General features: G+C 61.1%; 19 protein-coding genes. All 19 read right to left on the minus strand.

The genetic code is table 11. The features are described 5' to 3' along the window. Nucleotides 1-81 precede the first annotated feature (81 nt). Nucleotides 82-2,220 carry a hypothetical protein gene (locus BP26_RS0112735; RefSeq protein ID WP_157572504.1) on the minus strand — a complete coding sequence of 713 codons (2,139 nt, stop codon included), beginning with the start codon at nucleotides 2,218-2,220 and terminating at the stop codon, nucleotides 82-84. A 97-nt stretch (nucleotides 2,221-2,317) separates the two neighbouring features. Continuing rightward, nucleotides 2,318-2,563, minus strand: coding sequence for a Sec-independent protein translocase subunit TatA (gene tatA, locus BP26_RS0112740; protein ID WP_029920968.1), 246 nt, complete (start codon nucleotides 2,561-2,563; stop codon nucleotides 2,318-2,320). Further along, nucleotides 2,557-4,920: an efflux RND transporter permease subunit gene (locus BP26_RS0112745; RefSeq protein ID WP_245611791.1), complete on the minus strand. Its 2,364-nt coding sequence runs from the start codon at nucleotides 4,918-4,920 to the stop codon at nucleotides 2,557-2,559. Before BP26_RS0112745 ends, tatA begins: the two co-directional genes overlap by 7 nt. Nucleotides 4,921-5,005: 85 nt before the next feature. Continuing rightward, nucleotides 5,006-6,391: a DUF1329 domain-containing protein gene (locus BP26_RS0112750; RefSeq protein ID WP_029920970.1), complete on the minus strand. Its 1,386-nt coding sequence runs from the start codon at nucleotides 6,389-6,391 to the stop codon at nucleotides 5,006-5,008. Between the two features lie 186 nt (nucleotides 6,392-6,577). Continuing rightward, entirely contained in the window at nucleotides 6,578-8,260 is a 1,683-nt protein-coding gene (locus tag BP26_RS27610; RefSeq protein WP_084183049.1) for an OmpA family protein, read from the minus strand. A 53-nt stretch (nucleotides 8,261-8,313) separates the two neighbouring features. After that, the gene (locus BP26_RS31105; RefSeq protein ID WP_084183050.1) at nucleotides 8,314-8,673 is read right to left on the minus strand and encodes a helix-turn-helix domain-containing protein; all 360 of its coding nucleotides are present in this window, start codon (nucleotides 8,671-8,673) and stop codon (nucleotides 8,314-8,316) included. A gap of 27 nt (nucleotides 8,674-8,700) precedes the next feature. Further along, nucleotides 8,701-10,839, minus strand: a complete 2,139-nt coding sequence (locus BP26_RS0112760; protein WP_245611792.1) for a DUF1302 family protein — start codon at nucleotides 10,837-10,839, stop codon at nucleotides 8,701-8,703. A 41-nt stretch (nucleotides 10,840-10,880) separates the two neighbouring features. After that, a complete protein-coding gene (locus BP26_RS0112765; RefSeq protein ID WP_157572505.1) occupies nucleotides 10,881-11,912 on the minus strand; it encodes a WD40/YVTN/BNR-like repeat-containing protein in 1,032 nt (343 codons plus the stop codon). Between the two features lie 89 nt (nucleotides 11,913-12,001). Then, nucleotides 12,002-13,399: a DUF1329 domain-containing protein gene (locus tag BP26_RS0112770; protein WP_029920974.1), complete on the minus strand. Its 1,398-nt coding sequence runs from the start codon at nucleotides 13,397-13,399 to the stop codon at nucleotides 12,002-12,004. Nucleotides 13,400-13,486: 87 nt separating this feature from the next. Continuing rightward, the gene (locus BP26_RS0112775; RefSeq protein ID WP_036516783.1) at nucleotides 13,487-15,970 is read right to left on the minus strand and encodes an efflux RND transporter permease subunit; all 2,484 of its coding nucleotides are present in this window, start codon (nucleotides 15,968-15,970) and stop codon (nucleotides 13,487-13,489) included. A gap of 305 nt (nucleotides 15,971-16,275) precedes the next feature. Then, nucleotides 16,276-16,440 (minus strand): phenol hydroxylase subunit, encoded by a 165-nt coding sequence (locus BP26_RS31110; protein ID WP_211254908.1) that lies wholly within the window; start codon nucleotides 16,438-16,440, stop codon nucleotides 16,276-16,278. 392 nt (nucleotides 16,441-16,832) lie between these two features. Further along, nucleotides 16,833-18,623, minus strand: a complete 1,791-nt coding sequence (locus BP26_RS0112780) for a sigma-54-dependent Fis family transcriptional regulator (protein ID WP_084183052.1) — start codon at nucleotides 18,621-18,623, stop codon at nucleotides 16,833-16,835. Between the two features lie 61 nt (nucleotides 18,624-18,684). Beyond that, the gene (locus tag BP26_RS0112785; protein ID WP_029920977.1) at nucleotides 18,685-19,545 is read right to left on the minus strand and encodes an alpha/beta fold hydrolase; all 861 of its coding nucleotides are present in this window, start codon (nucleotides 19,543-19,545) and stop codon (nucleotides 18,685-18,687) included. 138 nt (nucleotides 19,546-19,683) lie between these two features. Next, complete coding sequence (gene gstA / locus BP26_RS0112790; RefSeq protein WP_029920978.1) at nucleotides 19,684-20,289, minus strand: glutathione transferase GstA; 606 nt, start codon at nucleotides 20,287-20,289, stop codon at nucleotides 19,684-19,686. Between the two features lie 25 nt (nucleotides 20,290-20,314). Continuing rightward, the gene (locus BP26_RS0112795) at nucleotides 20,315-21,343 is read right to left on the minus strand and encodes a 2Fe-2S iron-sulfur cluster-binding protein (protein WP_029920979.1); all 1,029 of its coding nucleotides are present in this window, start codon (nucleotides 21,341-21,343) and stop codon (nucleotides 20,315-20,317) included. An 88-nt stretch (nucleotides 21,344-21,431) separates the two neighbouring features. Further along, on the minus strand, nucleotides 21,432-22,421 hold the full coding sequence (locus BP26_RS0112800) for an aromatic/alkene monooxygenase hydroxylase subunit beta (RefSeq protein ID WP_029920980.1): 990 nt from the start codon (nucleotides 22,419-22,421) through the stop codon (nucleotides 21,432-21,434). Nucleotides 22,422-22,450: 29 nt separating this feature from the next. Further along, the gene (locus BP26_RS0112805; RefSeq protein WP_029920981.1) at nucleotides 22,451-22,759 is read right to left on the minus strand and encodes an MmoB/DmpM family protein; all 309 of its coding nucleotides are present in this window, start codon (nucleotides 22,757-22,759) and stop codon (nucleotides 22,451-22,453) included. A gap of 66 nt (nucleotides 22,760-22,825) precedes the next feature. Further along, the gene (locus BP26_RS0112810; protein ID WP_029920982.1) at nucleotides 22,826-23,161 is read right to left on the minus strand and encodes a monooxygenase system ferredoxin subunit; all 336 of its coding nucleotides are present in this window, start codon (nucleotides 23,159-23,161) and stop codon (nucleotides 22,826-22,828) included. Nucleotides 23,162-23,182: 21 nt separating this feature from the next. Beyond that, entirely contained in the window at nucleotides 23,183-23,455 is a 273-nt protein-coding gene (locus BP26_RS0112815) for a toluene-4-monooxygenase system B family protein (protein ID WP_029920983.1), read from the minus strand. Nucleotides 23,456-23,486 lie beyond the last annotated feature (31 nt).

Here is a 23,486-nt window from a genome sequence, read left to right on the forward strand (position 1 = left end):
TGCCCCGCCGTTACCCGGGCGCCACTCCAAATGCCATGCACAGCGTAGCGGCCCAATCTGCGCTTTGCGCACTTGGGCAAGTCAGCGTCCGTCAAAGGCAAGCGTTTGATCGGAAGTCCGCGCAGCTGCAAAGTAAGCAGCCTGCAGATACTGATCGGTCTGCCCCTCTTGCCGATCGATGTCCTGCAGAGCCTGTGCCTGCATATCCTTCAGCTCTTCCTGCCTGGCAACGATGATTTCATCCCGCAGAGCTTGGGCCCTGGAGGCGAGTTCCGGGGCCATGGCCTGCTCCGTGTTGGAGGAGTCCATTGCGTTCAAGGCATCGAGGGTGGCAGCCAGATCCCGGTAACGATCGAGGGCCCCGAAGACCTCGCGGGTTTGCTCGTTCGGCACCAGATATCCATCGCCCATCAGCGCAGCGGTTCCCTTCGAATCCGGGCTGCGATCGGCCAGTGCCGAAAGGCCCTGCGCCTGGATGCTGCCAGCCTCTGCGGCGAGTCCCTTTTTGCGTGCCTCGAGGCTCGCGATGGCCTGCACATAGGCCCGCTGCGCACCGAGCTTGTCGTCGAGGTTGTCGTAGGCGTAGGCGATGGCGAGCATTCCTTCTTGCACCGCGGGATCGTTCGGATCGCGTTTCGCCAATATCCGCCAAAACAGCAGCGCTCGCTTCAGCCCTTCGGTGCGGTCCTGCGGGGGATCGCCGCGCTCGAAGGAAGCTGGGCCACCGTTTCCATCCAGCTCGGGATCAAAAACACCGAGCTCGGTCAGCGAGTGCTTGAGCGGCGCGGGCAGCGGCGCCAGGGTATTCCCGGGTTCATGATCCAGGCGCACGCGCTTTATCTTCTCACCGGCCGGCGCCAGTTGCGCCCAGCCCATACCGAGAAGCGCCGGTTCGGACCACCGCCCCCCCATGCCAACCCTGCCGAGCGCACCCATGGCGGTGATGCCCTGCTTTTTGCGGAGGAAGTACCAGCCTAGAGTAAGGTTGGCCTGATCCCGGACTGCGGCGAGGTCCTTGTCCAGGGTTTTCAGGCGACCGATCAGGTCCAGCAGGCTCAAACCCTTTTTCTCCTCGCCATTGTGAACCATTGCCACGGCCAGGTTGTAGCGCCTGAACGCCGTGGTAAGGAGCGCCTTTTCCGAATGGCTCATGTAGCGGAAGGCTTCTGTACCTTCCTTGTCGCGGTCCTGCAGTACCTTTTCAGCTTCCGGATAGCGATCGTGGAGGAATAGGATTTGCGCGTAGGCCAGCTGCCAGTCCTGCACCCGATCATCCGGAACGCGGCTCCCGATCGCCTGTAGTTCGGCTTCGGCTTGCGCGACTTTCCCAACGTCGTAATCTTTCAGGGCGATGTTGAGGCGTTCCGTAGCGACGGCCTGGCTCTGTTGGTGCTGTGCATCCAGGCGCTCGCAGATCTTGCGAGAATAGTCCGAGAGACCAACCTCGCGCAGCACCGCCGCCGTGCGCAGCCAATAAGCCGGAGGCAGTGCTTCGCCAGCGCCGGTCGAAAGCTTCAGCAACTCCACTGCCGCGCGCTCCGCCTGGCCGGAGTTGCGCAGGTATTCGGCATAGGCAACCGCCGGATCTCCCAGATCTCCGGGAATATAGCGGCCGTCCACGCCGCCGAAGCGTCCCACTTCATGCAGGGTTTTCAGGGCCCAGCCCTCTTTGGACGCCTCCGTGCGGTAACGCTGCAGTGCGATGCGAGCCGGCGTGACGAGTCTGGATGGCTCCAGGCGCAGGGAGATGCTGGTGATCCCCTGGCCTCCTTCCAGCGAACCATCCATCACCACAGTCTGCTCGGTCGCACCTTGGGCGGATGATGCGGTGACCTGGAATTCGGCATGCAGTGCATGCGGGCCCTCGGCTACGGTGGCGCTGCCAACCCGGGCCAGGCGATCGCCGGCAAGGACGGAATGAAATGCAGTGTCGTCGACCTCCCGGCTTGCGACCAGCCGGTCGTCCAGGGAGATGGACACATGTTTCAACTTGAGCGAGCTTGCCACGCTGCCGACATAGATGGTCAGGCTTCCAGGTGCTGCCGGTCGCGCACGGTCGACATCGGCCTGGAGCTGTAGCGCCTGGTATTTGAGCTGCTGGAATTCCGATACCGGGTCGCGCTGCGGGAGTCCATCCGTCACTGTTACAGGCGGAGCTTGATCGGCAATGGCGCCGAGCGCCAACGCGCCCAGCAGAATGGCTAGAGTCTTCGCAATCATGGCGACATCCTCCGCTGCGTTCAGCGGCAAAGACTGGTCACACGCGGCACGTCGCTATGATTTTCCCTGAGCGGAGCCGCGAATGAATTCTTGTGGGTCAGGCAGTGCGGTCTGAATGAACTTCCTGCGCGGCTTGCTCGGGTGCCACCTGGACGGCGGCCAGTTGCTGCTGGCCGAAATTCCGATGTACTTCCGCCTCGCCTTCGCGCATCGCCGACTTGAAGTTCTTAACCGCAGCCCCGAGGTCGCCTCCCGCCGTTCTCAATTTCTTGGTGCCGAAGATCGCGATCACCATGACCAGAACGATCATCCAGTGCCAGATGCTGAAGCTTCCACTCAACATACAAACTCCTCCTTTATTGAATTATTGATCAACGTCGTCGTCTCGCTGTTGTGCTTTTCCGCAAACGCCGGCCTGATCCACCAGACCAGCAGCGGCAGTACGATCAGCGACAGAACCATGTTGATCGCCATGATCGCGATCAACAAAAGCCCCATGTCCGCAACGAACTTCAGACCGGACATGAGATACCAGGGCAAGATGGCCATGATCATGATCGTGGCGGTGAACAGAATCGCCCGGCCTGTCGTCCTTAATGCCCCACCGAGCGCCGCGGACCAGCGCGCATCGGCGGTGCCGTGCCGCTGCTGGAGCTCTTCGCAGATCCTGGAGAGCAGGTAGATGCCGTAGTCGATGCCGACGCCCACGCCGATGGCGGCGACGATGAGGGAGTTCACGTCGAGGCCGACGCCAAGCATGTGCATGGCGGCCAGCAGCCCCTCGTTGGCCAGGTTCACCGGGACCAGCAGCATCGCGCCGGCGGTGAACGAGCGATACGCGCCGGCGCAGAGCAGGAAGATGAACAGGTTGACGCCGCCGATGACGACCCACTGATAGCGCGCGATGACGCGATTCACCGCCTCCTGCAGGGCGATGGTGCCGGTGCCGAGGCGCACGCGGAAGTCGGGGTGGTCGGCTCCGACCTGGTCGACCGCGGCCCTGGCCGCCTGCAAGGCGCCGTCGACCGTCTCCTGCTTGTTGTCCTTGTACCAGAGGGAAACCGTCGAGTTCTGCATGCCCGGGTCGAGAATATGGCTGAAACTCTTCGCGCTTGACCCCATCATCGCGCCGACTGCTGCGGCCTGAACGGAGCGCTCGCGCGGGTCAAGCGGCGCCCAGCGGGGATCGCCGCCGCTGAACAGGCGATTGGCTTCCATCAGGTAGTCGGCGAACGACAAGCTTGCGCGCGGCGGATGGTCGCCTGCCTCCAGCGCGCGCTGGAGGGCCAGTTCGGTAAATACCGTATCCTGGTGCTGCGAGGTGGCGATCGGCGCGTCCTGGTCCTTGGCCTCGAGCACGATCTCGAGGGTATTGACGCCGGGGAAGCTGCCGTTGATGGCCCTGACCGCGGTATTGAACTCCGAGTCGTAGCGAAGCAGGTTCGTCCCTTCGACCGGGTTTCCGATCTGGATCTGCGAGGCGACGTAAACCGCCGCGGCGGAGCCGGCGAGCGCCAGCGCGGTCGTGACCCGCGCCCGCTTGCCGGTGACCAGCGCCGCGATTCCGCCAAGCAACCGCACCAGGATGCCCGGGCGCCCCGCCGACACCTTCCGGTCTTTGAACCGGTGCAGATTGCGCGGCGGCGGCAGACTCGCCAGCAGCAGGGAGATCAGGACGCAGCCCGTAGGAATGAGCCAGACGGCCCACATACCGCAGAAGATGGCGTGCCGCACCATGGCCGGGATCGGCGCCGCAACCACGACCACGATGCCCAGGATGTCGGTCATGATCCCCAGCACCGAGGGGACCATCATCACGCTCATGGTCAGCTCCGCCGCGCGCCGACGGTCCGCCACTTCGGGATAAACCTCGAAGTAGCGCTCGGTGAACTGGACACTGTGCGAGAACGAGCGGGCGGTAAGCAGCAGCGGCACCACCATCAGGAGCGGCTCGATGGAAATACCCAGCCAGCCGACGAAGCCGAAGGCCCAGATCGCGGCTGTTGCGCTGGTCAGAATCGGAGTCAGGACGCCGACAACACTGCGCATGTAGAACACCAAAGCCAGCACGATCACGCCGACGGTGACGGCGGAGATCGCCACCATCTGGTGCTCGTAACGGTAAACGGTGCCAATCAGTATCGGCATGCCGGCGACATAGATCTCGTGCTGCGCGTCTGCAGTCCGGTCCGCCAATTGCTCGACGAAGTCGAACACCTGCCCGTAATCGAGCTTGCGCTCGATGAAGGTGGCCAGCACCAGGGCGGAGCGGTTGTCGCGCGAGATCAGGAACTGGCGGACGTTCGGCGCCTCGTCGATGTGCGCCCGGAAGCCGGCGATTTCGTCCGGCGTGGCGGGCGGGTGATCGCCCATGAGGGGACGCATGTCGATGCCCTCGGGCGTCGCCTCGGCGTAGCGGGCTTTTTCCGTGGTCACCGACAGGATCTGCTCGTGATCGACTGCGGGAGCCCGATCGATCGCCCGGGTGTAGTCCCAGACCTTGCCCAGGGTCTCGTCGTTGAAGATGTCGCCATTCTTGCGGCGGATCATCGTCATGATGGTCAGGGGGCTGCCGAACCCCGGGTGGTCCTTGTAGACCTGAACGAACGGATCGTCCTGCGGCAGCAAGTCCGAAAAGATTGTCTTGAGCTGAACCCGGGGGAGTCCGGCGGCAAAGAACAGAGTGAGCAGGCCGAACACCGCGAGAGCCGCTTTCCGATGCACCAGGGTCCAGCGCGCAACTCTTGCACGGAGCGGGTACATGCTCGGCCTTGCCAGATAAGTCCTACTTCAATCCCAGGCGCATCAGCGCAAGCTGGGTGAGGTACTTGTCGTATATCTGCGGATTGTTGGCACCGCTGAAGTGCGTATTCTCGACCTGCCGCACCTGCTCCAGACGGCTGACGCTGCCGGTTTGAATATCCGAGGCAGTGACGTGGGCCCAGCTCCAGTAAGGGTGCTGACCATCCATGAATTTCTGGCTGCCGTTGTCATACAGACTGTAAGCGCCGTCGAAGGAACGGTATGGTTGGCCGTTGCGGTCGAAAGTGACCATGCCCACCATTGCCTGATTGCGCGCGTCGAACCAGACCCGCTTTTTCGACACTGGCGCACGCGGAAATTTGACGGGCTCTGCCTCGACGATGATGGTTTCGGGAACCAGCTCCACCGTGGCATCCCAGAAGGTCTGGCCTTTGGGGCCGCCGTGGGTGGTGTGCTCCCAGTTCGGATGGGCGGCGTTCCAGCTCTCCGACAGACCGGCGAGAAAGGGTCCGCGGCCGACAATCTTGTAGTTGCCCCAAGTGTACAAGGGATCGCCGGCACCCCAGGCATCCGACAGGAACAGAGTCAGTCCCGGAAGGAGCGGCTCAAAACGTTGCTCCGCTGGGAACTGGCGGATGCGGCGGAATTCGGGCACGTACCCGTAGAGGGCCGGAAACGTACTGGCATCATAGTCCCAGACATTCAGGAACGACGTCCCTCGGTAGTTTTGCGGCGTGAGGAAGAAGATGGACTGGTAACGGAGCTTGTCCTCGTGACCAGGCCAGTAGGGCTTCGGATCCATTGAGACGCGACCGATCGGCGACATCTCCGCCCAGCCGCCACTGTAGGAGAACTTGACGTCACCGGACGCCACCTCCGTGGTGTACATATTGACGGCGTAGAAGGAGGCATCATGCCGCCCCCAGCTCATGGTCTGGGCAGCAAAAAGTTCCAAACCGCTCTTCGGATCGGGAAACGGGTTGCCCCCGATCCATGGCTTGCCGTCCGCCTTGTTGACGACGTTGCCGCGCGCATCGAAGCCAGCCTTGCCGCTGTTGCTCAGGGTGGCTTCGATATACTCCCAGGGGGACAGGCGCATCACGTCGGTCGTGGTCTTCACGACCTTGAGCTTGCGGCCCATGGTGCGGATTTGCTCGAAGCGGACCGGCTCCAGCAGGTCCTTTACGACTTCGACGTTCGAGGCGTCGATGATGTCCCCGGTCTTGATTCTGCCCTTGGTGTAGGCCTCGATTGAAAGCAACTCCTCCGGGTAAGCCTTGGAAACGTCCCCGGTGGCCGCGATCGCTTTGGCCAAGGGCATCAGGACACCGCAGCTGAGGACGCCGCGCGCGGCGTCACCAAGGAACTTCCTGCGGGAGTAGCCGCGGTCATATCGAATCGTCTTCATACTCGGCCATTCCTGCGTGACGCCAAAAGCAAAAGGACCGGCGGCAAGCTGAGCTTGCCGCTGGTTCAACAAACCTGGCTGAGACTGGATGTCGCCAGATTTCCACGGCAAAGGGATGCACGGCGGCGCAGACTGATCCGGAGCCGCGGGCTCTCTGGGAGCAAGGCTGGGAGCCGGGCTCGCATTTCATGGGGCCTTCGGCGGACCGGACTCTGACGGCGGCGCCGGTGCAGGTTCAGTCGGGGCCGATGCATCGGCAGACGGCGCAGAGCCGGGCGCGGACTGATCCGGAGCCGCGGACTCACTGGGAGAGACGCTGGGGATCGGGCCGGAGTCTTGTGGGGCCTGCGCCGTGACGGGCTCTGACGGCGCCGGTGCAGGCTCGGTTGGAGCCGGCGCAACCTCGGACGAAGCAGCGTCGGGCACGGAAGCAGGCGGCGGCGCGGGCTGATCCGTAGACGCGGGCTCATTGGGAGCCGGTCTGGCGGCCGGACCGGCATCTTGCGGTACCTGCGCCGGAGCGGGCTCCGACGGGGTCGGGGCCGGCTCACTCGGAGTTGGCGTTTCGGCGGTCGGCGCGGCTCTCTTGTGGTACCTGCCCGCATGCCTTTTTGTCGGAGCCGATGCCGGAGCGGGAACCGGCTCGCCAACAGGCACTGGCTCGGCTGCCGCGGGGGCGGCTGCCTCCGCGGCTTCGCCGGAGAGCGGTTGTGCACCATCCGACGGAGCCGACGCAGCTTCGCCCATCGGAGCCGAGCTTGCCTCCGGCGTAGAAGGCCTTTCAGAGAGCGGCGCGGCCGAGGATCCGGAGTCGGTCACCTTCAGTTCGACGCGGCGATTCAGCTCGCGCCCCTCGTCGGTCGAATTGTCCGCAATCGGTATCGACTTGCCGAAGCCCTTGCTGGTCATACGCGCCGGATCGATGCCGCGGCTGGCGAGATATTTCATCACGCTGGCCGCACGCGCCTCGGAGAGCTTCTGGTTGTACGGCACAGAACCTTTACCATCGGTGTGTCCGTCAACTTCGACCTTGATGTCCTTCCTCGCCAGGAGCGCGTCCGCCACCTGATCGAGCAAGGTCTTCGCGTTTACGGTCAGCGTCGCCTTGTTGAACTCGAAGTTGACCCCGCGCAGCACGATCGTGTCGCCAACCTTGCAGCCTTCAAGGCCGATCGGCTGACCGGGCGTGGGAGGCTGGCATGTCGCGGGTGCCGACTCCGCGGCCGGCGCCGGTTCCGGAGCGGGCTGCTCCACCGGAACGACCTCAACGGGCGGCGCTGGAGCGGCCTGCGCGGCTTCATGCACGCCTCCGATCGGCAGCCGAACTCCGAGATGAAACAGCGGCCCCGCGCTGTAGCTCTGTTCCTTGTGATAGAGAAGCTCCGCGCGGAGATATACCGCACGGTTGAAGAACGGCTGGTCGAAACCCAGCCCCGCGTTGTAAACGAAGCGATCACCGCCTTCGGCGTTGGCGTGAATGAACAAGCCTGCGTTGTTCGGGGATAAATAGTAATTCACCCCGATGCCACCACCATAAATGTTCTGGCTGGGAGCCTGGCCCACTTGGTCGGGGCACTGCACCAACAGCCCGCAAAGCAAACCGGTGGTCGGCATCGTAACCGTCTTGCCGCTGTAGTGCAGGTAGTCGCCGAGGATCTCCACCCCAAGGTGCGGCATCACGGATTTGCCGATGGCCATCGCTCCCCCAAAGCCATCGCCGGAACTCGGATTTCCGCGATTTCCGGCGAGTGAGGCCATAGGGGCAATGTAGTAACGATCGTCGAACAATTCGTTGTCAGCGGCGGACGCCGTGGACAGACTGAACGCAAGCGATCCGACCGCCAGAGAATGCAACAACGGTGTTTTCATCTCAATCCTGAACCTTCATCTTTTTTGAGCCACGCCCAACGAGTCGGTAGTACCTAGATCAAGCCGCACAACTGAGCCCGGTGTACGGCAGCGCAACGATTCTTCGTGCCCAAAGCCCGGGACAATTCTTTGAGATGCCACTTGACGGTGTTCAGCGATACTCCCAATCGAGCCGCTGCTTCCGTGTTGGTCAAGCCCTCCCTCACACACCGCAGTACCGCGATTTGCCGGGACGTCAATGTGGCTGGGTATCGGTCGCACCGCCGGATATCTGGACGAAGCAAATGTTCATTATCAAATTGAATTGAATTCATGGCCGGCCTCGCCCTCCGGAAGGTCGTGGTAAGAAGCCCAGCGGCAACATGCCATTGCCGCTGGGAGACATACCTAGAAGCAGGGGGTTTGAGTGCCATCCAGGTAAAAATGATGACTACGAATCTTTAGAGCTGATAACTAATACGCAGGTTGATCTCGTTTGAAGAATCAATCGCACGGATCAAATTGTCGGTTGGAGTGCCGTAAAGGTGTCCATTCACGTAGTTGTAGAACAGGTCGACACTGAGGTTGTGGCCTGGATTCCACTTGATGAGCGGCTGAACCAGCACACCGCCCTTAACGTCATACAGGATGGCCCACTCCGCCACATACTTGCGGTTCGGCCACGGCTGGAAGCCGGCAAATGCAAGATAGTTGGCGCTGGAAATACCGCCCGGCGTTTTGATGCCCGAGTAGTCATTGCCCTGGACTCCGACCGGCGCGTTCACGCCGTATGTACCGCTGTTGCCGCCGTAACCCTTTAAGCTCAGACCGACCAGATCGCTGGCACTGCGATGCTGGAACTCGAAAGCGAGATAGGCCGCCGGGAAGGCCTCGGTGTAGCGAAGCCACTTCTCGCCCACCAAGGTCAGGATGTACTCGTCGGTCTTCTCGCCACCATGCGCGAGACCGACGTCGGTGAGACGGCGAGCGGGCGTGTACTGGCCTTCGAAATTGACGATGAATTGGTTCCAGAACGATCCCGGGTCCTCGGTTTCGTTGACGTAGACGCCACCTAGGCCGAATACGTTTTCACGGTAGTAGTCGCGTTGCACGTTGCCGCGGATGCTGCCGTCGGACGCGAGGAAGAAAGTATTCAGCAGATTGCTCGCCTCCTGGACATTGTCGACTGGTGAAGCGTAGAGGTCCCGGACTGCCGGGTACTCATCGATGATCGTGTTCACCATCTTCAAACCATCAAGGCGCAAACTGCCGGCGGCTCCGAACCACTCCTTGTTGCTGTAGACGCCACCCGGCCCGATGGTCAAAGGCGTGTGCGACAGTGCTTCGCCCGCGCTGCCATACATGCGGCAGGTCGTAGGGTTGTAGACCGGACACAAAGCGCTGCCCACCGGCGCTTTCGCCGCATAAGCGGTCTGGACGAGGGCCCCGAGATCGTTTCCCCAGGCCGACCCGTTCGGATTGGTCCCGGTCAAGCCCTTGTTGATCCCGCTCTCCGACCAACTGAATACCCCAAGTGGATTCAGACGGCTGACGAACATCGCCGAGAAGCCCCAATTGCCGTAGTCTGCCTTCAGGCGGATGCCGTAGTTGAGCTTGCTGTCGTAGTTGCCCGTGTAGTAGTTGTCGAGCGGTTTGTAGAACTGTGCAGGAGCGACGTTGTACGGCGTATTCGGGTTCGGAATGACCGATGGCTGGAACTTTTCGACGTAGCCGTCAACGAGTATGGCATCGCTCGCCTGGAGCGTCCCACGTAGTGCCAACGCCGGCACACGCTTGTCGGAGAATTCTTCGATCGCACGGTCGAGGACCAGGTGGCGGCGCAAATCCAGACCATCCGGCATGTCGAACGTCTGGAAGAAGATCGCCTGCCCCCAGGCGATCTGCTGGAGCCCGAAGCGAATGTTGTAGGAGTCGCGCTTGTATTCGAGGAGGGCGGTCGGGAAGTCGATCATGTATTGTCGACCCGCGAATTCGGTCGGATTCAACTTGCCGCCGTTGCGCCCCTTGGATTCGAAATAGTTTGGCGCGCCGATATCGGCGTAGCGGTCGCCTCCGCCGGCAGCGATGCCACCCTGGACATTGGCGACGCTCCGCGCGTCGAAGCTCTTGTAGACGTCCGGATCGAAGACTGCGCGCATCTGGATGTTCAACCGGAGCGCATCCGTGAACGCCATATTCATTTCGCCCGAAAAGCGAAGTTCCTGGTAATCGAAAAGTGTGTTGGAGTTCGGGATATAGCTGTCACGACGCACCGTGTCGTTGGTGTGGATCAGGCCCAGAGAATTCGGGATGGGCACGGTCCACTTCGGCACAAGGCCACCAACAAGCGTCGGCGGCAAGTAGGCCTGGCGCGGCACTGCAACATGCTGGAAGGGCGCATTGCCCTGGTTGTCGTAGTTCTGGATCCCGGTCGTATGGATCGCGGTGTCGTTACGCAACAGGCCGTTGAACGTCGTGCGACCCCAAAGATAGGACAGGAATCCGTCTGAGTCGCCTTGGTCGGCCCTGGCGGCTGCTGATCCGGCCATCATCACAATGCCGGCACAAATCGCGCGGCGCATGGCATGAACTGAGTACATCTTGCTGTTCTCCCCGTGTTTTATTCGTCTGCGAGTTGAAATCAATTGACGCTAGCCGCCAACCTCAGCACGCGGCCGCTGTGACCGACAGCGATCATCGAGTCGTCTGCCGTACTGGTGCCGCGGCCAAGACCGCTGTACCAGTTGAGGCTCAGGTCGAGTGCTTTCAGCGGCTGCCAGGTCTTGCCCGCATCGGCGCTGAAAAGGCCGCTACGCATGCCGACCGCAAACACATGCCCGTCCGGACTCGACTCGATGTCGAACAGGCTGGCCTGCGAATGCGCATCGAGCTGGGTCCAGGTCTTGGCGCTGTCAGTGGTCATGACGATCAGACCATCCTGTCCTGCCGCGTAGCCCGTCCCGTCGTCCCGGAGGTGCATGCCGAAAAGCGTCGGCGGAGTCGAGCCTTTGGCGGCTTGTGCCTGGAACACCGGTGTCCAGGTCGTGCCGCCATCGGTCGAGCGATTGAGCTGGCCGTACTCGCCGCCGATCACAATCGAGCCATCATCGAATGCCTTGGCGACGTAGAGCGTCGGCTCGTCGCGCGCCGCCACGAAGTCGCTCGTTTCATCGGTCTTGTAAAGCGCCGCCCAATCGGGCTTGAGCTCGGCCCAGGTCTGGCCGTAATCGGTGGATTTCAGCAGGGTGCCAAAGGCACCGACGGCAACCGCCAGGCCGCTCTTGTTCAGGCTGACCCTGAGCAGGCGCTGATCGGTGACTGACTCAATCTTGCGCCAGGGCTTGCGATCGTCGCGAACCAGAATCAGACCCTCCTGGCCAACTGCGATCGAACGCGACCCGCTGATCGCGACACCGAACAGCGACAGCCCGGTCGGCGGATTGACTTCGTGCACCCAGGTTTTTCCGCCATCCGTAGTTTGGAGCACGAGGCCGCCCTCGCCGACCGTCTCACCAAAATCGCCATTGAAGGCGACCGAATAGAGACGATCGTGGGGGGTGAACTGGACGATTGCCTGACTTCCACTGGAATCAGCGAACGCCGCGGGATAAATGCCCACTGCAAGGGATAAAATGAGTGGTTTTACGAATTTCAGGCGCGCAAAGGGCTTCATGGTCGACGCCACCGGTCTGAAGGGATTGGAAAGTGGCGGCCGCTTACAAGCCGGCCGCCAAAGAGGGGACTACACAAGCCATCCGCCGATCACGCACGCCCCAGGGCCTGCAGCGCCTGCGCGGTGCAGTAAGTGTTGAACAGCCATTCCGGATCGGCCTGGAAGCGGGCTTCAACACCCGCGGCACCCTTGCTGTGATTGCAAAGCGACATGCGCCGGTTCTGGAAGTCGTAGATGTGTACATAGATCCAGGACCAGGCGGGGTTCACGCCATCTGCGCTGAGTACGACGCGCTTGCCGTCCTTGCCACCGCCCTTGAATTGGCCGTGTGCCATTTCGAAATTCGACCAGAGCTTGCCCTGGCGGTCGTAGCGGATGTTGCTGGCCGCCATGCTGTTGCGGGCATCGACATAGGCCACACGCTTGGACACCGGCGAACGCGGATACCCGGTCGGCTCGCAGCTGGTGACGATGACTTCCGGCGCCATCTCGTACGGGATGTCGAAGAACTTGGGGTTGTCCTTCTGGCGCGGCGGCTCCCAGTTCTCGTCATGCTTGGAGAAGTCGGCGGCCCAGGGCCCGAGCATCGGCTTGCGCTCTTCGATCTTGTGGTTGCCCCAGGTCAGGAAGGGGTCGCCGGCGGCCCAGGGATCGCTGAGGAACCAGACGGCGCCGGGGACGAGCGGCTCGAAGCGCTGGTTCGACGGGAACTGGCGCACGCGGCGGAACTCGGGAAGGTAGCCATACAAGTCCGGGATCTTGCGCTGGTCATAGTCCCAGACACTCAGGAACGAGGTGCCGCGCACGTCGGGCGAAGCAGCAAAAAACACGCTCTGACGGCGCAATTCGTTTTCCAGCCCCTTGAAAACCTTGCGGTCGGTTCGGGCAGTGCTGTTCAGTTCGACCCACTGGAAATTGTAGTGGTACTCGAGCTTGCCGTCAGTGCCGTAGTCCTTCTGTTCTATGACGTAGCAGGCGTTGTCGGCACGGCCGATGTTCATGGCCATGTTGCACCACACTTGCTTGCCGTCCGTAGGGTTGACAAACGGTAGACCGCCCTGCCATTTCTTGCCGCTTTCATCCACGGCATTGCCGTTGGCGTCCCACTTGGCGGCATGACCCGATTTGATGTCCGCGAGGGTCGCATCATAGTAAGCGGCGTTAACAAGATCGCGGGGATTCAAGGTCGGGGCCTTGATATAGATCTTGCGGCCCTCGGGGCCGGTGATCTGCTCATACACGCCCGGATCCAGCAGGTGCTTGACGTATTCGACGTTGTCCTTGGTGATGTAGTCACCGACTTTGACCTTGCCTTTCGACTGGGCCTCGACCGACAGCAACTCATCCGGGTAGGCCTTTTGGATGTTGTCGAGATCCTTTGCGAACAACTTGTCGAGCGGCATCAGCACGCCGGCGCCCATACCGTAGGCTACGGACTGCATCATTTTCCTGCGTCCGTAATTGATGTCGTATTTCTTGATTCTCATCTCAAAACCCTCCAGATTGCGCTCTCGCGCCTCGCAGCGTTAAAACGATCCGATCAATATCGGGGAATGACCAACCGGTACACCTTGTTATTTGCTCATGAGCCCGGCGGAATTCTCCATTCCGCCTGCATCCAGCGAATGCAATGAAGCCCCGCTTTCCTGTGATGCGAATCTTGAGAGGTCGATGCCCTCGCCAACGATCAAGTCGGTGCGGGTCGCGAATTTCGGCTTTGTAAGCCAGACCAACAGCGGCAGCACGATCAGCGCGAGCACCATGTTGATCAGCATGATCGCGACGAGCAGCAGGCCCATGTCGGCCATGAATTTCAGATCGGAGAGGAAATACCAGGGCAGGATGCCGATCAGCATGATCGAGGCGGTGAACATGATCGCCTTGCCGGTGGTGGTCATCGACGTGGTGATCGCCCGGCCCCAATCCTCGCCTTGGGCGTGGTACTCCTCGCAGATGCGCGACAGCAGATAGATGCCGTAATCGATACCGACGCCGACGCCGAGCACCGTGACCAGCACCGAATTGATGTCCAGGCCGATGCCCATCAGGTGCATCGTCGCAAGCAGGTAGAAATTCGCCAGCAGAGTCGGAATCAGCAAAATCACCGCGGCGACCGACGACCGGTAGGCGTAGGTGGCGATCAGGAAGATCGCCGCGCAGCACAGACCGACCAGAATCCAATGATAACGCTCGACCACACTGTTCATCGCCTGCTGCAGCGCGATCGTTCCAGAGGCCAGACGGATGCGGATGTGCTCGTGATCGACCCCCACTGCGGCGACCGCTTTGCGTGCCGTCTCCAGCGCGCCGTCAACGGTAGCCTGTTTGTTATCGCGATAGAACAGCGACACCGTGGAATGCTGATAGCGGGTGTCGGTCATATCGGCGAAGTTCAGCGGATTCTGGCCGAACGCTACCGCCGTCGCAGCGGCACCGACCGCCTTGTCCGTCGGATCGATCGACAGCCAGGCCGGGTGCCCGCCGGAGTAGAGACGGTTGCCCTCGTCGATGACGTCGGAGAAAGAGCGCGTTACGCGAGCCGGCAGTGGGCCACGCTCGGCTGCCCTCTGGATCGCCTTTGAAAGCTGGTAGGCCTCCAAAGTGCGCGCCGCTCGCACCTGCATGTTCCCGGGGTCTTTGGATTCTAGAATGATCTCCAGCGAGTTCACGCCGGGGAAGTGATCGTTGATATCGCGCACCGCGGTGTTGAACTCGGATTTCTGCCACAGCAGGTTGGTACCCTCGACCGGGTTGCCGATCGCGATGCGGCTACTCAGCACAATTGCGGCGATGGTCAGCGCAGTCATGACCACCAGCGTTACCTGTGCCCTGCCGCCAAAGGTCACCAGTGCTATGCCGCGCAGGACGTTCTTTTGCAGCTTGTGGATACCTTTCTCGCGTTCGCCGCCGACGATCGCGTCGATATTGCGGGGCGGCGGAAGGTAAGAGAGCAGGATCGCGATCAGCATGACGCCGGTCGGGATCAGGTAAACCGCCCACATGCCGCAGAACAGGGCGAAGCGACGCATCGCCGGGATCGGCGCCACGCCGATCACGAAGATCGCGATCACATCGGTCATGATGCCGAGGATGCTTGGCGCCATCATCACGCCCAGGGTCGCCTGGGAGGCCTTCACCCGGTCGCGCAGATGGGCGTAGATCTCGTAATAGCGCTCGGTGTACTGGATGCAGTGTGAAAATGAGCGGGCCACCAGCAACAGCGGCACAACCATCAACAGGGGCTCGATCGGCGAATGGATCCAGCCAACCATGCCGAAGCCCCAGATTGCCGCGACGAAGCTGCAGGTGACCGGTACGACGATGCCGGTGACATTGCGCATATAGAACGCCAGCGCCGACACCAGCAGAAGCAGAGTGACGCCAAAGATCGCGTAGGTCTGCTTTTGCAACTTGTAGACCCAACCGGTCAGGATCGGCTGCCCGACGACACGGAAAATGTGCTTGTCATCGCTTGCTGCACGGGTCAGGTCACCGATCGCCGAAAATACCTTGCCATAGTCGAGTTGATCTTCGCGGAAAGAGAGTCGCAGCAGAGTTGCGGTCTGGTCGGCTGAGACCAGATAGGTGCGGGCGATCGGCGAACGCTCGACCTTGCGCTCAAGGTCCGCCAGGTCCTTGGGATCGGTCGGCACCTCGTTGCCCATCAGGGGCTGCATCTGGATGCCGTCGGCGGTCGCCTCGGCATAGGTCGCCTTCTCGGTCGTGATGGACAGGATGCGGTCGTGGTCGACGCCCGGGATCAGATCGACATCACGAGTCAGCTTCCAGATCTTCTGCAGCGTGTCGGCCTTGTAGATCTTCTGACCGTCGGTCCGCTTAAGCATGATGGTAACAGTCAGCGGATCACCAAAATTCGGGTGATCGTGATACGCCTGCACGAACGGGTCGTCGGTCGGCAGCAGATCAGCGAAGATCGTACGAATGTCCAGCCGTGGAATGCCGGCGGCAAAGAAAAGTGTGACAAGGATGAAAAACATGCCGACCGAACGGCGGTGCCCAACGACCCAGGCGGCAACCCGGAAGCGGAACGTATCCATTAGTGCTGAACGCCTTTGGTTAGTGCGGTTTGATCGCGGCTCCCGACTGCCGCGGAATGGGAATCACGCAGGAATCGATTCATGATCGCGAGGCCTTTTCCCGTGCGCCGATTTCCCATACGGAACACTGCCGCGGTCTGCGAGACAGCGCATGTCGACGAAGATAAGAATGCGGTCGCATTAGAATGCGACTGCCCCAGCCCTAAGCGGATCATTGAATACATTTTCTCCTCCACGTTTTATCGCTCTTGGCCGATGTACGGCCTGCGACTGATTTTTTTAACTACCGGACTACTTGCATGCTCCTAGAGTGGCTCCAGAAGCGTTACTCGGTTGCGCATGCAAAACTCTTCAAACGCATCAACTGGCAAAACTAGTTCGACAAAAAGTTCCTTGTGATGGATCGAGAATTGAAACTCGATATAGCCATCCCGGCGCCGGCGCGTGACGCGTACGAATCTGCGTGCCACGTCAACCGGACATTCCGCACCTTTTCCTTGCTCGGCAATGGCTGTTTCCTCAATACGCTTGATGCTTCTGGAACCCTATAAAAGCTATAAGCATGCCAACTATGCGGGATGACTCGAGATACTATTATTTGATTGATTTAATTGCTTTTTATTGTCTTCTTATCGTCAATTGGCCGAATCGAGTTTTGAGAAAAACATCAACATTTGATGAGATTTGAATTAAATATTTATAAGTATTTAAGAAAAACATGCGTCATCAACCCAAGGGGCAGCCGGGCTCAGCACGGCACGTCATATTTTTTATGCTGTGACCTGAAATTCATTTCGATGAATATGTCGCCCCACCCGCCGCACCGCAGCAGCGGTGCGGCATACATCATCAATTGAAGGGTTTAGGAGCGTCGGCGAAATAGATCTGCAAAACCGAGCTTTTCGGCACGATATGCAATCTGGGCTCTGGTTATTCCAAGATCTCGAGCGGCAGCCGATAAATTCCCCCGGTGCCGCTCGAGCGCGATGCGGAGCAGGTCTGGCGTCGGCATGTCTGCCGATAAGAGGTCTCTACCGGACACATTCAAAGGAATGCCCGATCCGGGTGACTGCTCTATCGTCATTTTTTGGTCGCAGCCGACGAGCTGCCCCGACGACGATGGGTTCATTAAACCTCGCCGCTTGCTTCGCGCTACGATTTCCGGCAAGTGACAGACGTCGATCGATCCACCATCGGTCGCCAGAATGACCGCACGCTCAATCACATTCTCCAATTCGCGGACATTGCCAGGCCAATCGTGTCCAAGCAAGGCATCTATGGCGCGGTCCGTGAATCCTGAGACGCTACGACGATGGCGTGCCGTCAGCCGGTCAAGGAAGTACTCCATTAGCAGTGAAATATCTTCGATCCGCTCGCGCAACGGTGGAATCCGTACCGGATAGACATTCAGTCGGTAAAACAGATCTTCGCGAAAGGACTTGCGTTCCACCGCTTCACGCAAGTCCTCATTGGTGGCTGCGACGATCCGGACGTCTACCAAACGCTGCTTGCTGTCCCCCACCCGCTCGATCTCGCCCTCTTGAACTGCACGCAACAACTTACTCTGTGCCGGCAGGCTCAAGCAGCCAAGCTCGTCCAGAAACAGCGTACCGCCGTTCGCCCGCTCGAAACGGCCGGGCCTGCTGCTGACGGCGCCGGTGAATGCGCCCTTTTCCACGCCGAATAGCTCCGCCTCGATCAGTTGCTCCGGAATGGCGGCACAGTTGACCGCGATAAACGGCTTGTCCGAGCGCGAACTCTCGCCGTGAAGCGCACGGGCGAACATTTCCTTGCCGACACCACTTTCACCCAGAATGAGGACCGGAGCGTCGGTAGGCGCCACCCGCTTGATGGCGTGACAAACAATATTGAACCCGGCGGACGCTCCGACCAGCATCCTGGCGTCATGATACCGTCCCGCTGGATCATCCCCTCCGCGCTCCCTGCGTGCCGACGTATCGCGGGCTTTGGCGGCCCCGAAGTCGACGACGGTGCGGTTGACGAACCCCTGCGCCCGAAAATAGGAAACGTCCTCTTCGGCATCATCCCACTGCTCGAGCGGCTTACCGATGATGCGACAGGTGGAGTCGCCGGTGGCACGGCAAGAGACCTCCCGATAGACAATGGAGCGTCCCATGAAAGCACTGGCGTAGCCGCTGGCGTAGCCGATCTGCATCCAGCACGCGGACTCCGAGCCGACGCCATAGGCCATGATGTGAGCCTCGTCCTCGATCGACTCATGCCAGATGAATTCACCGTAGTGATGGCCGCGCTCGACGTCGACCTCCACTTTCACCGCTTCCACCAGCACAATGCCCTCGAGGGCGTGCAGCTGCGGGCCTACACAGAAGCGCTCGAAATAACTCAGCTCCGCGCGAACTTTTTTTGCAAGCTCGGCGTCCCGCGCTCCCGACTGGTAACCCATGCGCGTCAGGATTCCGCGTGCCTCGGCAATCCCGACCGTCTCGATCAGCTCCTGCCGCAGCGTGCCGAAAGCGCCGGTGTGAAGCAGGAACATCCGCTTGCCATCGAGCCATATGTGCCCCGCCTCGGGCGCGAACCGCAGGCGCAGCAACAGATCTTCCCGCTGAAGCCGTTCATAGGCTTCGCCGGTGCCGCGCTGCGCCCCTTTGGGAGGCGTTTCCTGTTTCATGCCACCTCACCACATACTCATCAAGTTACAAGCCACTCGGGCATGGCCGCACTCGCGTCGCCTAAGACGGCTTGCCGTCGTGCTCACCGAAGAAATCCAGCAACAGCCGGTTGAAGCGCGCCGCCTGCTCGATCTGCGTCCAGTGGCCGCATCCGCCGAAGACATGCAGCTGTGACCGGGGGATCAACTCGAGGAGCTTGTAGGCATTGGACAGCGGGATGACCCGGTCCTCGCGCCCATGGACGATGAGCGTCTCGTGCTGCAGGGCCCGAACCGCCTCTTCGGGGCTGGCCATCGCATTGACCCATCGCTGTCTCGGTGCCGGAAACATCGCCTCATAAGACTCCTGGAATCCGGGGCGGATGCTGGCTTCATAACGGACCCTGGCGAGCGCATCGTCGACATGGTTGCGATCCCGTGAAAACATGCTGATCAGGCGGCGCATCGCCTGGAGCGAAGGTTGATAGCCCCAGATTTCATCGAGCTCGGCGGTGATCTGGAAGCGCACACCGACGCTGCCCATCAGGACCAGCCGCTTGACCCGTTGCGGATGACGAATTGCAAGTGCCAACGCCAGGGCGCCTCCGAAGGAGTTGCCCACGATGTGGGCATGCTCCACATCCAGGGCATCCATGACGCCCAACGCGTGCCCAATCCACTGATCCATGTCGTAGCTGAAGCCCGGCGGCCGCTCGCTGAATCCGAAGCCCACCAGATCGGGCGCGATCACACGATGCGCTGCAGCCAATGCTGGCATGACCAGACGCCAATTGGCGTAGGCGCTCACACCCGGTCCAGATCCGTGGATCAGCAACACCGGGGCGCCCTTGCCCACATCGTGCAGGTTGGTTTGGATGCCGGCAGCCCGCACCAATGTTCCCATTTCCGGATTCGGATCAAGCACCCGTGCTCCCCGGACCATGGCCGCGGCCCGGGCGCTCTTCTTTTTCAAAGTCGTGTTCACGGCTGGATTGGCACCTTCATGGCGTTGTCGGATTTGTCGTGGAACATAGCGAATGCCCGCTCGATGTCACCCAGGGGTGCCAAGCCGGCACGGCGATCACGCCAGGCCTTCGGCCTTGAGCGCCGCCTGCACCGCCGGGCGTGCCCCGATGTGCGCGGCATAGCTCTGCAACGTCGGCCACAGGCCGAGGTCTACGCCGACGTGCCCGCACCAGGACAGCACCGTGAACAGGTAGGCGTCGGCGACCGTGAACTCATTGCCCACCAGGTACGGTTTGTCGCCGAGATCACCCGCCAGCTGTGTCAGGCGTGCGATGAGGATTTCCTTGACCACGGCCCGCCACTCGTCCGGACACCTGGGGTTGAACAGGGGAGCAAACCCCTTGTGCAGTTCGGTGGCGATGAACGTGAGCACTTCAATGATGCGATACCGCTCCCGGCTGGCCGGCGGAGGCGCAAGCTTTTTGTCCGGGACCTGGTCTGCCAGGTACAACACGATGGCCACGCCCTCGCTCAGCCGCTCGCCGTTGTCGAGGATCAGGGCCGGAATGTAGCCGTAGGGATTGACGCCACGGAAGTCCGCGCCGTTCTCGGTGCGCTTGGACTGCAAGTCGACTTTTTCGATGTCGAACTTGAAGGCGCCCTCCCGCAGCACGATATGGGGCGACAGCGAGCAGGCCCCCGGCGTGTAATACAGCTTCATCTCTGTTCCCCGGTTGTGGATACCGTCAAAAGAAACGATCGAAATGGATTTGCGCGAACGGAACGCGGTAGCCGACCATCAGCATCTCGTGCAGCGCATTGGTCATCGGCGGCGGCCCGGCGAAATAGAACTCGAACTCGGCCATTCTGTCCGACAGGGTACGGCGCACCAGCTCATGGACGAATCCGGTCTCGCCGCTCCACAACGCAGCCTCGTCAGCCGGCAGAGACACCACGGGATGGAAGTGAATACGGTCGCCGAATTCCGGCAGCTCCCGCAGGAACGACTCCCCACATACGTCCCGGGGTGTGCGCGCGCCGTAGAAGAAATGCAGGTGGCGCTGCCGCAGCATCCCGGCCTGCGAGGCGCCGCGGGCTATCGATACCATCGGCGCCAGCCCCGATCCGCCGGCGACACAGACGATGTCGCGGGAAACGTCCTGACGCAGGTATGCCATCCCATACGGTCCGTCGAGCTCGACCTCATCTCCCGGGTGCAGGTGGTGGAACAACACCTCGGTGGCCTTGCCGTGTGGAACACGCCGGATCTGCAAGTGCCACTCGCCGCCTTCGGCCGCGCGGGCGAGGTTCGACATCGAGTAGGCACGTGGCGACGATACCCCCGGAATGGCGAGCATGGCGTACTGCCCAGGCAGGAACGTCGCCGGCTCGGCCGTGCGGAAGCGAAATTCACGGATGTCGTGAGTGATCTCGCGCACCTCAGCCAATCTGGCCCGCATGCGCTTTGGCGGGATCATCGGCTTTGCTTCCGCCTGCGGCCGCATCCTGATGCGCAAATCGGTCCTGGCCCGGCACTGGCAAGCCAGCAGACGTCCCTTGCGCCGGTCTCGCTCGGTGATTGCGGGAGCTTCAGGCCACAGGTTCTCCACTTCCCCGGAAACGACTTCGCACTTGCAGCTGCCGCAGCCGCCGGAGTTGCACTCGTAGGGGAAGCCGATGCCGGCGCGCAGCGCCGCGCGCAGGACAGTATCACTGTCGCCCTGTGTGAACACGCCGCCTTCCACACCCTCGATCGCTATGTTGTACTGCTTCATATTGCTCATGTCTGATGAAGACCGCGGCAGGTGACGCTGGCCCGGAGTTGCGGCCCGGGCCGCTCAAGCATCCGTCCCCTCACCGGCGCTAAAACCCGGGCAGCGAGTGGCGAAACGCGCGTGTCGCCTGCTTGGCGGCGTCAGCCGCGTCCGAAACATCCGGCAAGGCGGCGCAGAAGGTGTCGATGGCGCGATCGGCCAACGGCTCCCACTTGGCGATCCAAGCCTTGATCACGTCCGCATTGCCCGGCACATCGGTCATCATCTTCACCAGTGCCGAAGCCCAGCGGCGATGACGGACTCCGTCGGTCAGCTCGGCGTCGATCACCAGCCCCAGCAGCGTGTCGCCGTTGTAGCGGGCCGACTCACCTAACTTGCGCAGCACGGCTTCTTCAATGGCTGGCTTGGCCACCAGATCCAGGACGACAAAGCATTCCGCCCAGTCATATGCAATCAGGACCTTCTCCATCAGCTCGCGGAAGCCCTGCCACGCGACGTCTTCCTCCCAGTACCGGCGCTCATCGACGCCGAAGCCCTTTTCCGGGAAGGCCAGCGACAGTTCCTTGGCACGGTAAGCCGTGTGACTGAGCCAGCGCAGAGAATCGGCGCCCTGGAAGGCTGCGCAGATGGAAATCGTGCTGGCTGGCCCCATCTGGGCAAGATAGGCCGAACACATCTGTAGGGTATGGAACAGGTAACGGCCCGGCGTGTAAAGCCTGGCAAGCGTACCGGCCCAGTTCGGGCTCAAACCCTTGTCATGCTCGCGCTCGTTGAACTGGTCAAACAGCCCCATCACGTAGGTTTCCGCACCATCCTGCATGATGTTGTAGGTGCGATAGATCTGCTCGTCCGGATCGCGGAAGGCGTTCCAATCGGGGTGTTTCAGCGGGCTGGCGTCACGCTTCTGCTTGTACCAGCGATTCATGAAGACATCGGGATCCAGCTCGAACGGCTCGGCCCCCGGGCGCGTGCTGATGTGCAGATTGGTGGAAACAACTTCGTATTCACTGGGTTTACGCCGACGTGCGGCGAGATGACTCCAGGTCTTCAGCGGCTTCAGAACTTCATTGTTGCTCATGACTTTTCTCCTCGTGCGCCCCGTATTGCTCAGAGGTGCTTGGCAAAATAGAAACGGATCTGGCCTGCTTTGGTCTCGATGCGGCCGGCGAACGACGCCATGTCCACCTCAAGCTGGTTGAGCTTGAACGGCTTGCCCAGCATCTCCTCGATCGTCTCCTGTCGGAGGACCATTTCATCCTCGGTCTGGATCCGAACATAGGCGACCTTGTCCTCCATCAGGATCTTCTTCCCGGGGTTGTCGACCTCGGCGGCTTCGAACACCGCCTTGGCCAGGGCTCCCTGGCGCATGATCGGCCCCACCATGTTGTTGATATGCGCCTTATCCATTCCACTCATATAGCTCACCTGTTGTTTCCATCGGCGACCGCTCGCCCCGCGGGCATTTCGGACGTTCGTTCAGTACTAGGTATGGGCAAACAGGGATTGGACGCCTTCGGTTTCCACGAGTACGTCATCTCCCTCGATCTTGATCGGGTACTTGGCCAGGCGGCAATCCGACGGATTGACCCCCGCTCCAGTGCGGCAGTCGAACATCCACTGGTGAGCGCGGCAGATGATCGTCTTGCCGTCGAACTTGCCTTCTACCAGCGGGATATCCTGGTGCGGGCACACTGCCTGAAAGGCGACGATCTCGCCGCCGCTAGGCCATACCACCAGGATTTCACGGCCATTGACCTCGAAGGATTCCATTTCGCCCTCCCAGAGATCTTCCACATTGCAAAGCTTTACGAACGCCATTTTGTTCACTTCCGGATGGGTTTATCGGGCAGCCGCCGGCGCTTCCCAAATCACTTCGATGCACTCCATCGGCTTCAGACCGGATTCACTGACCTTCATGGTCCGCGGAATCAAGTCCTTCGAGCCTTGGCGGCGCACCCGAAGGCCGTAGCCGGGGCGGTCGGCAACACGCCGGTTCACCGAGTGATGGGCCGCCGCGGAAGCGACTTCGTCCATCGTGTTCTCAGTGTCCACTGCAACGAGCTGGAGGACGAAATCCCCCTCAAAATTTGACGTCAAAGGAAAAAGTGCCACCGTTGGGCCTCCTCTAAAATTGTTCATTAGG

Origin of the sequence: Nevskia soli DSM 19509, assembly GCF_000711955.1 — a bacterium.
GTDB classification, from domain to species: domain Bacteria; phylum Pseudomonadota; class Gammaproteobacteria; order Nevskiales; family Nevskiaceae; genus Nevskia; species Nevskia soli.